Origin of the sequence: Acetatifactor aquisgranensis (genome assembly GCF_943193215.1) — a bacterium.
In the GTDB taxonomy this organism is placed as follows: Bacteria; Bacillota; Clostridia; order Lachnospirales; family Lachnospiraceae; genus Acetatifactor; species Acetatifactor aquisgranensis.
Genome location: NZ_CALPDH010000008.1, coordinates 49,658 through 62,922 on the forward strand (window position 1 = coordinate 49,658; position 13,265 = coordinate 62,922).

11 protein-coding genes are annotated in these 13,265 nt (G+C 51.9%); 2 read left to right on the top strand and 9 right to left on the bottom strand.

Going from position 1 to position 13,265, the window contains the following annotated elements; all coding sequences use genetic code 11:
- Positions 1-61 precede the first annotated feature (61 nt).
- The 4 genes from NFS35_RS08690 to NFS35_RS08705 all read right to left on the bottom strand — a co-directional run bounded on the left by NFS35_RS08690 (position 62) and on the right by NFS35_RS08705 (position 5,503).
- A complete protein-coding gene (locus NFS35_RS08690; protein ID WP_251206738.1) occupies positions 62-2,887 on the bottom strand; it encodes an alpha-L-rhamnosidase in 2,826 nt (941 codons plus the stop codon).
- A 106-nt stretch (positions 2,888-2,993) separates the two neighbouring features.
- The gene (locus NFS35_RS08695) at positions 2,994-3,899 is read right to left on the bottom strand and encodes a carbohydrate ABC transporter permease (RefSeq protein ID WP_251206739.1); all 906 of its coding nucleotides are present in this window, start codon (positions 3,897-3,899) and stop codon (positions 2,994-2,996) included.
- 14 nt (positions 3,900-3,913) lie between these two features.
- On the bottom strand, positions 3,914-4,873 hold the full coding sequence (locus NFS35_RS08700; protein ID WP_251206740.1) for an ABC transporter permease: 960 nt from the start codon (positions 4,871-4,873) through the stop codon (positions 3,914-3,916).
- 87 nt (positions 4,874-4,960) lie between these two features.
- The gene (locus tag NFS35_RS08705; protein WP_251206741.1) at positions 4,961-5,503 is read right to left on the bottom strand and encodes a type 2 periplasmic-binding domain-containing protein; all 543 of its coding nucleotides are present in this window, start codon (positions 5,501-5,503) and stop codon (positions 4,961-4,963) included.
- 158 nt (positions 5,504-5,661) lie between these two features.
- On the opposite strand from NFS35_RS08705, the gene NFS35_RS08710 reads away from it, so the two are divergent.
- Positions 5,662-6,498 (top strand): helix-turn-helix domain-containing protein, encoded by an 837-nt coding sequence (locus tag NFS35_RS08710; RefSeq protein ID WP_251206742.1) that lies wholly within the window; start codon positions 5,662-5,664, stop codon positions 6,496-6,498.
- On the opposite strand, the gene NFS35_RS08715 is transcribed toward NFS35_RS08710, so the two are convergent.
- Positions 6,499-6,948 carry a hypothetical protein gene (locus NFS35_RS08715; RefSeq protein WP_251206743.1) on the bottom strand — a complete coding sequence of 150 codons (450 nt, stop codon included), beginning with the start codon at positions 6,946-6,948 and terminating at the stop codon, positions 6,499-6,501.
- Positions 6,890-7,489 (bottom strand): AAA family ATPase, encoded by a 600-nt coding sequence (locus NFS35_RS08720; RefSeq protein ID WP_251206744.1) that lies wholly within the window; start codon positions 7,487-7,489, stop codon positions 6,890-6,892. The genes NFS35_RS08715 and NFS35_RS08720 overlap by 59 nt, the downstream gene beginning before the upstream one ends.
- Positions 7,490-7,727: 238 nt before the next feature.
- Between NFS35_RS08720 and NFS35_RS08725 the strand changes: the two genes are divergently transcribed.
- Positions 7,728-8,264 carry an AAA family ATPase gene (locus NFS35_RS08725; RefSeq protein ID WP_251206745.1) on the top strand — a complete coding sequence of 179 codons (537 nt, stop codon included), beginning with the start codon at positions 7,728-7,730 and terminating at the stop codon, positions 8,262-8,264.
- Between the two features lie 304 nt (positions 8,265-8,568).
- Here the strand turns inward: NFS35_RS08725 and mfd are convergent, their stop codons facing one another.
- From mfd to NFS35_RS08740, 3 genes are read right to left on the bottom strand one after another with little or no spacing between them, the layout of a single operon-like run.
- Positions 8,569-12,123, bottom strand: a complete 3,555-nt coding sequence (gene mfd / locus NFS35_RS08730; RefSeq protein ID WP_251206746.1) for a transcription-repair coupling factor — start codon at positions 12,121-12,123, stop codon at positions 8,569-8,571.
- Positions 12,124-12,132: 9 nt separating this feature from the next.
- The gene (gene pth / locus NFS35_RS08735; protein ID WP_251206747.1) at positions 12,133-12,735 is read right to left on the bottom strand and encodes an aminoacyl-tRNA hydrolase; all 603 of its coding nucleotides are present in this window, start codon (positions 12,733-12,735) and stop codon (positions 12,133-12,135) included.
- 49 nt (positions 12,736-12,784) lie between these two features.
- Positions 12,785-13,249 (bottom strand): very short patch repair endonuclease, encoded by a 465-nt coding sequence (locus NFS35_RS08740; RefSeq protein WP_251206748.1) that lies wholly within the window; start codon positions 13,247-13,249, stop codon positions 12,785-12,787.
- Positions 13,250-13,265 lie beyond the last annotated feature (16 nt).

The following is a 13,265-nucleotide window of genomic DNA, read 5'->3' on the forward strand; positions in this document are numbered from 1 at the left end:
GGCGGTACGCAAAAACGCAGACCGCCATATCTTTTTCCTATTTCAGGTATCTTTTTCGTTCTTATCCAAGCTTTCCGAGGGCCTTATCCAGCTGCTCCAGCACGCCAGGTTCCATGGAACCCCCGAAGTGTCCCGCGATATCACGGAGGCTGTTGGATCTCACATGATCGGGCGCCTGGTTCACCTGCGGGAACTTCTCCGTCAGGAACTCCCGGATAGACGGCACGCTCAGCAGCTCTCTCAGGGAGGTGTCCACGCTGTAAACCTTTCTCAGCGGACGTGTAGCCTCATAGCTTACGCTGTAATCTCCCGCCTCCAGATAGCAGACGCCGTCTTCCACATGGGCGAACATGGCATTTCCCTTGTCCCCGAACAGACCCTCCGGCGCATAAGGCAGCATCAGTTCCGCCTTACATCCAAAAGGCACTGTCACTTTCAGTTCCATATGGCAGTCATTCTCCACTTTCCATGACACCTTCCACAGGCCCATGGCCGACTGATATTTCGCATCCACATATCCCAGATGGGAATCCACCACAGGGCTGATGCACACATGCCTAAAGCCCGTGCTGTCCTCCGCCTGCCGGATACCTGCCACATAGGCGTACATCCATTCCACGATGGAACCGTAGGAATAGTGGTTGAAGCTGTTCATGCCCATGGAGGAGACGGAGCCGTCTTCCAGCATGCTGTTCCAGCGCTCCCAAATGGTGGTGGCCCCCAGCTTCACCTCGTAGAGCCAGCCGGGATATTCCTCATTGAACAGCAGCCCGTAAGCCAGCTCGGACAGCCCCGCCCTGGTCAGCTCCTCGCCCAGGATAGGCGTGCCCACGAATCCTGTCTGCAGCTTTCCATTGTTGTCATCGAATTTCTTCTTCAGGCGTTTCGCCGTCTGCTCCGGATCCACTGTCAGACCGTGTCGCAGACTCAAGAGCAACGCCGTCTGGGTGTCAAGGCAGCAGCGCCCGGAGGGTGTGAAATAATCATGCCTGATTGCCGCCAGCAGCTTGTCCGCCAGTCCGGCATAGTATGCCTCTTCCTCTTTCTTCCCAAGCACTCCCGCCGCCTTAGACGTCAGCTGCGCGCTGTAGCGCAGGTAGACCAGAGCGATAAAGGCATTCTCCGTAGCGCCCATCACGCCGTCCACGCCTCCGGGGCCATCCAGGGCCAGCCAGTCTCCATAATGGAAATGTTTCCTCCATCCCTGATCCTGTTCCTCCAGTCCATTGATATGATCCACCCATCCTTTCATGCTGTCGAACTGCTCCTCCAGAATGGCTTTATCTCCGTAAAACCGATATACTACCCACGGAATCACGCACGCCGCATCTCCCCACGCGCAGGAGATTCCTTTATGCCCAAAGGAGGGAATCACATCCGGCACCGCGCCCTCTCTCGTCTTCTGCTCTGTGGCCATGTCATGGAGATACTTGGCGAAGAAAGCGTAGCTGTCCATCTGGTAGCAGGCGGTAGGCGAGAACACTTCCGCGTCCCCGGTCCAGCCCATGCGCTCGTCGCGCTGAGGACAGTCCGTGGGCACGTCCACGAAGTTGCCTTTCTGGCCCCATTCCGTGTTCAGGATGAGACGGTTCACCAGCTCATTGCCGGTCTCCAGCCATCCGTTTCTGGGCAGCGCGGAATACATGGCCAGACCTGTGAAATCTTCTTTTTTCAGATTCGGCACGCCCTCCACTTTCGCATAGCGGTAGCCGTAGAAAGTGAAACAGGGCTGCAGGATATGCTCCTCGCCGTCTGAGATATAGATGTACTCCGCTTTCGCAGAGCGCAGATTGTCCCGGTAAAAGCAGCCCTGCTGCAGCACCTCGCCCACCTGGACATGAATCTTTGTCCCCCTGGGCTCATGGACGCGCAGGCGGAAAGAACCTGCCATGTTCTGTCCCAGATCCACCACGGTCTCTCCGGCAGGCGTGTGAATCAGCTCTGCCACAGGCAGCTCCTCCAGCACCTTTACAGGCAGGCTCCGCCTTGCGGTGAGCTTGCCCTTGGGCGGCTCCACTTCCTTGGCCGCAGCCGCCGCCACAGGCTCCAGGGTGCCGTCCATCTGCTCGCCGTCATAGATATTGGAGAAGACAATATTGCTGTAGGTCACCTGCCAGCTTTCGTCCGTGCCGATTACCACTTCCGTGCCGTCCTCATAGGTCAGGCGCAGCTCCGCCAGGAGCTTGCGCCCCTTCCCGTAATAAGGCTTCCCATCCGGGTCGTTGAAGCCGAATCGCCCGAAGTACCAGCCGTTGCCCAGCAGCACGCACAAAGTGCCCGCCTCCTGCAGCTGCTTAGTCACATCATAGGTCTGGTACTGCACCCATTCGTTGTAGTTGTTGCAGTAAGGGGCCAAAAGCTCATCCCCGATTTTCGCCTCTGCCCGCAGGGACTCTATGGAACCCGCATCTACGGCATCCTTTCCCGGGACATAGTATGCCTCATAAAGTCCCAGGCCGCAGATGTAGAGCCTGGCGGATTTCACAGGCTTCGCAGGCGCGATATGCCTGGAGAAAAGAGGATGGCGCTCCCCGCTGTCCCCGATCCACTTCGCGCTCCAGCTCTCCCCTTCCTTGCCAGTCTCGAACCAGTTTTCCCCGCTCTCCGCCTCTTCTCCGGCATCCGTGCACACCGTCACCTTCCAGGTATAGCGGGTGCGGGGGGCAAGCTCCATGTCCAGCGGCACAGCCAAGTTGTCAAGCTGCCCAAAGCCTGTGTCCGCCACCGTCTCTCCCCCGCGGCAGACTATGAGCCTGGCCTTGGTCTGCGCCTTCCCCGAAGCCTCCTCCACCTGCCAGGAGAATACCGGCTTTTCCATCCAGTACCCCAGCGGGTCGGTCAGATGATTGACCTTACAGTTCGTAATCCTCATTGCTTTTTCCTCCATATATGATTTTCCTGTCCCATAAAAAAGTACACTTAATACACACATTATACTATATCAGACCGCATGTGACCAGTCTAAAATGAATCAGATGGAGAATCCACTGCGCTCATCCTTTCACCGCACCGATCATGACACCCTTCACAAAATATTTCTGCAAAAACGGATAGATGCACATGACAGGAACGGTCGTCAGTATAATGGTAGCATATTTGATTGCCTCCGCGAACTGGTTCACCTGATCATTATCTGCCGCAGCCGAATTCAGGACGTTCGAGTTTGCAATCAGGATGGAACGCATGATGTTCTGGATGGGCAGCTTGTCGTTGTCCTTTAAATAAATGGACGCATTGAACCAGGAATTCCAGTGCCCTACTCCATAATAAAGCAGAAGGACCGCCAGCGTAGGCTTAATGAGCGGAACTACAATCTTAAATAAAATCGTCAAATCCGTCGCGCCATCTATATAGGCCGATTCCTTTAAGGAATCCGGTATCGCCTCAATGGCCGTCCGGCAGATGATCGCATTATACACGCTCATCGCGCCCGGTAGGATCAACGCCCATAGAGAGTTGTATAAGCCTAAGGAACGGATATTTAGGTAGGACGGAATCATGCCGCCGGAGAAAAACATCGTAAACAGAATCAAAAACTGGATGACAGGTTTAAATATCATCTTTTTGGACGCCATGAAATAACCGCACAGTATCGTCAGTAAAATATTGACAGGCAGCGAAACGCACAAAACAATCAAAATATTCTTATAACCGGACAATAAAAGCGGATGTGTCAGCGCCAGCTTATAGGCGCCCAGGGTAAAGCCATGCGGCCGAAGGAGCAGGCCCGGATGGGATACCAGATAGGTGTTTTCCGTAAACGATGCGCATACCACATACCAGATAGGATACAGGGTGACGACACACAAAAGGAGCAGGATGACGACGTTTACGACGCCAAAGATCCTATCTCCCGTAGATTCCTTTACCTTATGGCTTTTTACATACTTTTTACTCATCTAATACGCCTCCTTTAGAACAGACTGGATTCCGTGGATTTCCGGCTGATTGCGTTCGTGATCAGGAGGAACACCACATTTACCAATGTATTGAACAGACCGATGGCCGTTGATTTGGAGTACATCGGCGTTCCGCTTGCCGGGAAGGACAGCCGATATGTATAGGTCGAAATAACGTCTGCCACCTCGTAGGTAGCGGGATTATACAAAAGCAGTACCTTTTCATATCCGACATTCAAAATATTACCCATGCGCAGGATGAACAGAATCATAATCGTCGGCATCAGGCCCGGCAGAGTGATGTGGAGCATCTGCTGGAAACGGTTCGCGCCGTCCACCTTCGCCGCCTCGTACTGCTCCTGATCGATTCCCGCAAGGGCCGCAAGGTAAATAATGGAGTCCCAGCCGATTTTCTGCCATATCTCCGACAGTACGTATATAGCACGGAAATATTTGGGGCTTGCAAGGTAGTTCTGGCCCGTCCCTCCAAAAAATCCGACGAGCTGTGCGAAAAGCCCTTCCTGCTTACAGAAAACATTCAGGATACCACACATGACGACCATAGAAATGAAGTATGGCATGTAGGTGATGGTCTGGACTGACTTTTTAAAGGTCTTATTGCGCACCTCGTTGATAAGAAGCGCCAGGATGATGGGTGCGGGAAACCCAAAAAGGATTGTCAGGGCACTTATCGTAAAGGTGTTCTTTAAAATACGGGGAAAATATGGGTCTGTCACAAAGCTTTCAAACCACTTGTACCAGGGTTCAGACCAGGCCGAGCCTTCGATTCCCCTTGTCAGCTTGTAATCCTTAAAGGCGATTACAAGACCATACATCGGCTTGTAGCAGAAAAATGCCAGATAGACCAGCACCGGAAGAATCATGATATATTTCCATTTATTCAGGTTCCAGTCCCTTGCCAGTCTCTGCCCGAAAGTCCGGCTATTTTTATTTTTTACAGCATCCGGCTTCATAGTGCTCTCCTTTCACAAATCAGCGGTTTCTTAAAGAAAAAGCAGTACAGAGCGCTGCTCTGCACTACTTTTACAAGTCAATCCCTATTAACGAGCGATATACCGGTCATAACAGGCCTGGCGGATTTCAAGCACGCGGGACAGATTATAAGTTTCCAGATCGGAAAGATAGGATTCCCATACAGCATCGTCATCAATATCCTTAGAGCCATTTAAGAAAGCAGCAAAACTTTCTTCCACATAGATTGGGATATTTCCTGCAATTTGATCCAGCTCGTCCGCCTCTTCTGTCAGGAAAGTCGTCCCTACAGGCCATTTCCAGCCGCTGGTAACTGCCAGATTCTTCTCTTCGTCATCCGGATAAACATAGAACCAGGTGTTATTCGCTTCAACTGACGCCTGACTGTTCTTTAAGTACAGCAGATTGGTCGCTTGAATGCCAGGACACCCCCAGGTAGTTCCGTTATATTTTGTCATCGGGTCGGTATCCAAATCATCCGTTACAAGGCTGGTGAATTTCGGAACACTATTCTCGTCATACTCCCAGGAAGCGCCCTCTTCCCCATAGTTCCAGTATAAAAATCCCTCTTCCGTATAAGCGTAATTGAGAACCTGGAGACAGAGCTTCATGGTTTCCTCATCTGCATTTTTGGTGATAACTGTAGTGATCCTGTCAATTCCGGGGCCTCCAAATATAGCAGAAATCGTTCCGTCATCAGCTGTAGGATAAGGGATACCAATCCAAACTGCTAGCATTTCATCAACAGGAAAAAATTCATGGAGGAAATATGTATACAATAAACAAAATGGCGGGGGATCCCGACAGACTCTACGTGTCACATCATCTATCTGCTTACAGAACTGAACGCTCATTACACATCCATCCGGTTTCATATGAACTCATGCTGTTTAAGAGCGGAAATGTAGATTATTTTATCAATGACGTGACATACCACTTAGAACCCGGAGATTTGACCCTGGTATGTCCAAACGATCTTCATGGACTTTTTATAAAAGATGAAACCCCATACGAGCGCATACCAGTGCATATAGGGCAAATCTATACAGAAGAATTTTCGACAAAGAATACCGACCTTTTTTCCTGTTTTCATCATTCCGCCTCCAATCGGGTCTACCATCTGTCTCAGGCAGAATGTAAGCTATATGAAGAATATGCACTTCATATCCTTCACAGCATTAATCAAAAGGAATTTGGCTATGATATCCGGATAAAATCCTATGTTTCCCTGCTACTGCTTTTAGCAAATCAGGTATCCAGAATTCACCCTTCCAAAAACGATGATATATCCCCTTCCATCATAAAGGAAGCCATGAACTTCATTACGGTTCATCTGACGGAAGAGCTTTCTGTTCAAGCCATTGCCAACGCCCTGAATATCAGCCGTTCGCGCTTAAGCCATCTGTTCAGGCAATTTACCGGAACCACCCTCTGGAACTATGTTACTGTTCGCAGGGTTCAATTTGCCCAGACCTTATTAAACAATGGTTCCTCCATTACAGATGCCTGCTACGATTGCGGCTTTAATGACTATGCACATTTTTGCAAGGTTTTCGCATCCGTTGTCGGCATGCCGCCTGGGAAATATATAAAGTCCCAATTATAATCACAAAAAACCGGGACAAGCCTCGCTGCTTTTCACTTCCCTGACAGACTTTGAAAATTCAATCCTGATTTCCTCATTGGGAATCCTGGCAGTCCCCGCATCCCCATCATAGGCCAGATATCCCAGATGTATCAGCAACGTCAGCATATCATCTCTGTTCCTGATAGATTGCACATCATTGTTAAAGCCGTCTGTATCCACCGGAGTCTCAAAGCCTCCCAGCAGTTCCAGGACAGCCTGGAACAATCCATCATAATCTGCCGCGATATAATCCTCCAATGCATCGGCCGCAGAGGACATCCGCCAATAGGATCTGAACTTTTTCAGGACGACTGCTTTCATGACAGAGTAAGGGTTGTAGACAGAGCCCACCGCATCGAAAGAATACCCGTCATACCATCGCTTTGCCTCTTCGAAACTCAGATGATGCTCCGCACAGAGCTTTTTCACATCCTCTTCTGTAAAACCCACATAGGGCTGGAATTCTCCCGGCTCCAGCATGGAATATTCCCAAAAATCGGAAATCTGCGGCACGAATCAGAGTCGTGGAAAGAGACTCATCATCTGCCTGTAATGAAGGATATGCGCTCACCAGCTCTTCGGTCAGCTTACGCCTGATACGGGACACCATGCCGTCTTTCCCCATCTCGCCCATGATGTTGGTCATATCGAGATATATAACATCATACTGATTCAAGTGTTTCTCATACGTATCGTTAAATGCGCCGTCTGAAGCAATGTCAAGGTCATCAAACAAAGCCGCCGAATCGCATGTCTTATCGTAATAAGCACACAGCATCTGTGCCGCAAAAGATTTCCCAAAACGGCGCGGCCTGCTGATACAGGTCAGTTTCTGCACTGTCCCTATCGTTCGGTTCATCAGCCCAATCAACCCTGTCTTATCCACATAGATACTGTTCCTTATTTTTTCAAAACCGCTGTTGCCCGGATTCAGATAAGTCCCCATCTGTTTCCCCTTTCCTACACGCAAACCAAAATCCCCTCTGGAACTGTCAAACACGCTTCCCCAAATGCCCCGCATTAAACTTACATTACCACAGACATAACAAAAACACAAGGATTTCGCCTAGCTTTGACGATTAAAAAAACAGAGATGAAACTCTCCCGTTTTTCAGGAAAATATGAGATAATGGACGGAGCACAACTGCCAGTGGAAAAGAGATAACAGGAATGAAAAAATCCAGAAAATCCAAGAGAGAGAGGAATCTATGAAAACAGGAATCTTACTATGCGGCCTCAACGGCGCCGGAAAGAGCACGCTGGGAAAAGCCCTTGCGGAAGAGCTGAATGCCCTGGGAGGAAAGCCATTCCATTTTATCGACAATGAGAATCTGTACTTCCCCAAGACAGACCCTGACTATGTGTATGCCATCCAGCGCACCCGGGAAGAAGTGGAAAAGCTTCTCCTGGATGAAATTCAGGCACATGAAAACTTTATTTTCACTTCTGTGAAAGGCGATTACAGCGAGGCTGTCAGGGCGCACTTCCGATATGCGGTGCTGGTCGCCGTCCCAAGGGATATCCGGCTGCAGCGAATCAGGAACCGCTCTCTTCAGCAATTTGGCGACAGGGCGTTGCCGGGCGGAGATTTATATGACAGGCAGGAGGGCTTCTTCCATTTCGCCGCTGCCAGGGCGGAGGATACCGTGGAAGAATGGATCAAAGTCCTGGACTGCCCCATCCTGCGGGTGGACGGCACGAGGCCCATCGCAGAAAATACGGCCTTGATCATAGAACAGCTGTAAAGCCATCGCCCCACAGCTTCACCTTACAGGATATCCGATTTCCTGTAAAGCAAAGCCGCGGGGCGATGCGGGTTTCAGTCCTCCAGGTACTCTCTATAGTCTGCCTCGCTGGCAAAGAGGACATATCTTCCGTCCACCAGTCCCATGTAACCGTCCGATGTATTGTATCCTTTCATAAAATTACCTCCTATTCAAAATCAGCCTGTCTGCTGTTCTGAATAGAATGTAACATTTTTTGAGGGTCATAAAACTCCCTCAAAATTTTCATCCGGCCACTAAAGCCAATTTTCATGCAACTCTGCCCTCAGCTACCCTCCATCCCCTCCAAAAGCATCTCCGCCTCTTTCAGGAAATCCTCCGTGCGCTCCATCAAAAGCTCCGCATCCTTTTCTATCAGCCCGGTCTTCTTATATTTATAGGCAAAAGACGGCTTACCGTAGGCCGTAAAAGTCAGGTTCGGGCCATATTTCCGAAGAAAATCCGGAATCTTCGCCGGATTGATGCCGGCGTCCGGGCGGAAGAGGAAAGTGATTTTCTCATTCTTGCCCTTGATATCCGTCATATACAGTCTGTGGGCGGCCACCCGAATCAGGGCGATGCGCAGCAGATTGTCCACAGACTTGGGAATCTCCCCGAACCGGTCCAGAAGCTCGTCCTTCATGTCATCCCGCTCTTTCATGTTCTCAATGCTGGCAATCCGCTTGTAGATATCCAGTTTCTGCACCTCATTGACAATATAGGCAGGCGGGATAAAGGCGTCCACATCCAAATCAATCACCGTGGCGAAATCCTGCGCCACTTTGCCTCCCTTTAAGGTATGCACAGCCTCATTAAGCATCTTGCAGTACAGGTCGTAGCCCACGGCCTCCATGTGCCCATGCTGGCGCACCCCCAGCAGATTCCCCGCGCCCCGGATTTCCAGATCCCGCATGGCAATCTTGAAGCCGCTGCCCAGATCCGTGAACTCCCGGATGGCGGACAGACGCTTCTCCGCCACCTCCTTCAGCATCTTGTCCCTTTTGTACATCAAAAAGGCATAGGCAGTGCGGTTGGAACGGCCCACCCGGCCCCTGAGCTGATACAGCTGGGACAGCCCCAGGTTGTCGGAATCGTGGATAATCATGGTGTTGACGTTAGAAATGTCTAACCCGGTCTCTATGATCGTAGTGGACACCAGCACGTCTATCTCCCCGCCGATGAAGTCGAACATGATTTTCTCCAGCTCGCTCTCTTTCATCTGGCCATGGGCATAGGACACGGTGGCCTCTGGCAGCAGCGCAGCCAGCCCCGCGGTCACATCCGCGATATTGTTCACGCGGTTGTAGACATAGTACACCTGCCCGCCTCTGGCCAGCTCTCGGGAGATGGCCTCCCGCACCAGCTCTTCATTGTATTCGCACACAAATGTCTGGATGGGATGCCTGTCCCCGGGCGGCTCCTCCAGCACGCTCATGTCCCTTATGCCTATCAGGCTCATGTGGAGCGTCCGGGGGATAGGGGTGGCCGTCAGGGTCAGCACGTCCACGTTTTCTTTCAGCTTCTTGATTTTCTCCTTGTGGGTGACGCCGAAGCGCTGTTCCTCATCTATGATCAGCAGACCTAAATCCTTGAATTTCACATCCGCCGACAGCACCCGGTGGGTGCCGATGACGATGTCCACCAGACCTTTCTGCAAGTCCGTTATGGTCTTCTTGATTTCTCCCGGAGTGCGGAAACGGCTCATCAGATCCACCCGGATGGGGTAATCTTTCATGCGCTGCACAAAGGTGGTATGGTGCTGTTGCGCCAGTATGGTGGTGGGCACCAGGTACACCACCTGTTTGCCATCCTGCACTGCCTTGAAAGCGGCCCTGATGGCGATTTCCGTCTTGCCGTAGCCCACGTCCCCGCAGATCAGGCGGTCCATGATTTTGGTGCTCTCCATATCCGCCTTGGTGTCCTCGATTGCCGCCAGCTGGTCCTCCGTCTCCTCAAAGGGGAACATCTCCTCGAACTCCCGCTGCCATACAGTGTCCCTTTCAAAGGCATGGCCCTCACTCTGCTGGCGCAGAGCGTAGAGCTCCACCAGGTCTGCGGCCACCTCGTTCACGGCGCTGCGGACTTTTGTCTTGGTGCGCTCCCACTCTTTCGATCCCAGCTTGTTCAGCTTCGGTTTCCTGGCATCGGCGGAGGCATACTTCTGTATCACGTCCAGCCCGGTGGCCAGCACGTAGAGATTGCCGCCGTCCCGGTATTCTATCTTGATGTAATCCTTTACCACGCCCTCCATCTCTACCTTTTCGATGCCTTTGTAGATTCCAAGGCCGTGGCTTTCGTGCACCACGTAGTCCCCTACTTTCAGTTCGCCCCAATCCTTGATTTTCTGGCCCTCGTAGAGTTTTTTGGCGCGCTTTTTCTTTTTTTCCGCGCCGAAGATATCTGTCTCGGACAGCACAACGAATTTCAGCATCGGATACTCGAAGCCTTTGTTTACATGGCCATAGTAGGTGACTACCTCCCCCGCCTGGGCCTCTCTCAAAGGATCCTCCGTGTAAATAGCCGTGAGCTCCTGATCCCGCAAGTCCTCCGCCAGACGCTTCGCCCGCATGCGGGATCCGGACAGCAGCAGGACACGGTAGCCGTTCCTGCGGAACATCCTCAAATCCCGCACCAGGGCCTCGAAGCTGTTGTTGTAGGGGGCCACGTTCCTGGCGGCCACGTCCATTTTCCTGTCAGGCTTGAAATAGCCCTTTGTCTCCAGCGTGGACACGGTGACCACGCTGCCCCGCAGCAGCCCGGCCGCCACCTGTTCCCCGCTGTAGAGGATGTCCATCTGGCCGGGCAGGATATAGCCCTTTTCCGCCCGCTGCCTCATGCTCTCGGAGAATTCCAGTTCTATGGCATCGGCCTGCTCTTTGACGCGGGCCGGTTCCTCCAGGAAGAAGACAGGCCTGGCGTTGCCGTTTCCCGCCAGGTGCACCAGCAGCTCCGGCAGAGTCATGGTGTCCTCATAGAAGTACCGGATGTACCCCTCCAGGTTCACCTTTGCCTTGAATTCCAGGAGCTGTTCTTTCAATTCCTTTACCTGGGAAGCGATACGGTGGGCTTCTTCCGTCCGAAAAGCATCCCGGAAGATTTTCTGCTGCTTTACGCTCTCCGCCTCCAGCTTTTTCAAGCCCGCACGGATACGCTCCTCCTCCAGCACGAATTCCGTGGCGGGAAAGACGGAGACGCCCTCCAGGTTCTCGATGGAGCGCTGGCTTAAGATGTCGAAGCTGCGGATGGACTCCACCTCATCCCCCCACAGCTCGATGCGGTAGGGATTCTCCTCCGTCAGGTCAAAGATATCGATGATGCCGCCCCGGACGGAGAACTGTCCCGGGCTCTCCACCTGGTAGCTCTTCTCATAGCCCATGTCCACCAGCCGCCCGCACAGCTCCCCCTCATCCAGGGAACTGCCCTTGTACACGTCTATCACATCTTTGTCCGCATCCCACAGAACCTGGGGCGTCATCAGGGCCGCATAGGTGGTGACGATGGTCACGGGCTTTTTCTCCATAAGCCTGCGCAGCACCTTCACCCTGTCTTTCACCAGTTGGTTGCCGTGGATGTCCGCCTGGAAGAAAATCAGGTCCTTGGCCGGATACAACATGACATTCCTGTCATAAAATTTGTACTCCTCGAAGATTTCCTTTGCTTTCAGGTCACTGTAAGTGACGATGACCTTGATGCGGAAGCCATCGCCAAGTCCGTAAATCATATGCAGTTTCTGGGAATCCACGCATCCCGTCAGGGACGTGACCCCGGCGCCCTTTTTGATGGCCTCCCTGATATTGCCGTATTCCGCCAGCTCCTGCAGCGGTGCCAGTAATGCCTGCATCCTGTCCTCCTAACTCTTTGTCGCCTCCGGCTCCAGGGGCGCTTTCTTCACGCTGTTGAACTGATTCATGGCAGCGTCCGCGCCCTCCGAGATAATCGTGTGGATGGCGTCCGCGGCCCGGTCCGCCGCCTCTTCCACAGCCTCCCTGTCCTTAGGCGAGAATCTGCCCAGCACATAGTCTGCCAGGTCCCAGCCCCTGGGTTTCTCTCCCACTCCCATCTTCACCCGGATGAAGCTGTCGTGACCCAGATGGGCAATGATGTTCTTCAGACCGTTGTGGCCTCCTGCGCTGCCCTTCTTGCGGATGCGTATCTGCCCCGGCTCCAGGCTGATGTCGTCGGAGATGACTATCAGCTCCGAGGTCTCGTCTGCCTTGTAGTAATCCAGCATCTGCCGGACGCTCTCCCCGCTCAGGTTCATATAGGTCTGGGGCTTGGCCAGGATACACTTTGCGCCCGCCACGACTCCCTTTCCGATGATGGCCTTATGTTTTTTCTCCAAAATGGAGATGTTCTCTTTTGCCGCCAGCTTCTCCAGCACAAGGAAGCCCACATTGTGTCTCGTGCCCTCATATTCTCTGCCGGGATTCCCCAGTCCGACTATGATTATCATTTCCTCTCCAATCTGCCCGCCCGGGCTTTAGACCCGGCCAGGCTCTGCTCTATAATCCCTCTCCAAGCTTTTCACCGCGTATCAAATCAAATTTTATATCAAATATCGCTTCCTCGATCACTTTAATGCATTCATCCGTATTCTTCAAGATTTCTCTGCCCCAAAAACGAATCACTGTCCACCCGAGAAAAAGAAGTTCTTTATTTATTTCATCATCATGTTCCATATTTCTGGCAATTTTTCTTACCCAGAAATTACCATTATCACCTTTTTCAAGCCGTGGCTTTAAAACCTCCCAGTCCTTCCCGTGAAAAAACTCGCTGTCACAAAAAATTGCAATCTTATACTTCGTGATTACTATATCCGGTTTTCCAGGGAGTTCCCTGTAATTCTTTCGGTATCGATATCCTTTTTCCCACAAAGCTTTCCTCAGACATAATTCAATTTTTGTGTCCTTTGAGTGGATATTCTGCATGTTTTTTCTCCGCTGTTCCGGAGTAAGTACATCCGCCATCCTAAACCACCTCTAC

Excerpts from the sequence above, each read along its gene's own strand:
- pth (WP_251206747.1), bottom strand. The coding sequence starts at position 12,735 with ATGATAATCATAGTCGGACTGGGGAATCCCGGCAGAGAATATGAGGGC.
- NFS35_RS08700 (WP_251206740.1), bottom strand. The coding sequence starts at position 4,873 with ATGAAGCCGGATGCTGTAAAAAATAAAAATAGCCGGACTTTCGGGCAG.
- NFS35_RS08695 (WP_251206739.1), bottom strand. The coding sequence starts at position 3,899 with ATGAGTAAAAAGTATGTAAAAAGCCATAAGGTAAAGGAATCTACGGGA.
- NFS35_RS08705 (WP_251206741.1), bottom strand. The coding sequence starts at position 5,503 with ATGAAGCTCTGTCTCCAGGTTCTCAATTACGCTTATACGGAAGAGGGA.
- mfd (WP_251206746.1), bottom strand. The coding sequence starts at position 12,123 with ATGCAGGCATTACTGGCACCGCTGCAGGAGCTGGCGGAATACGGCAAT.
- NFS35_RS08690 (WP_251206738.1), bottom strand. The coding sequence starts at position 2,887 with ATGGAGGAAAAAGCAATGAGGATTACGAACTGTAAGGTCAATCATCTG.
- NFS35_RS08740 (WP_251206748.1), bottom strand. The coding sequence starts at position 13,249 with ATGGCGGATGTACTTACTCCGGAACAGCGGAGAAAAAACATGCAGAAT.
- NFS35_RS08725 (WP_251206745.1), top strand. The coding sequence starts at position 7,728 with ATGAAAACAGGAATCTTACTATGCGGCCTCAACGGCGCCGGAAAGAGC.
- NFS35_RS08710 (WP_251206742.1), top strand. The coding sequence starts at position 5,662 with ATGTATACAATAAACAAAATGGCGGGGGATCCCGACAGACTCTACGTG.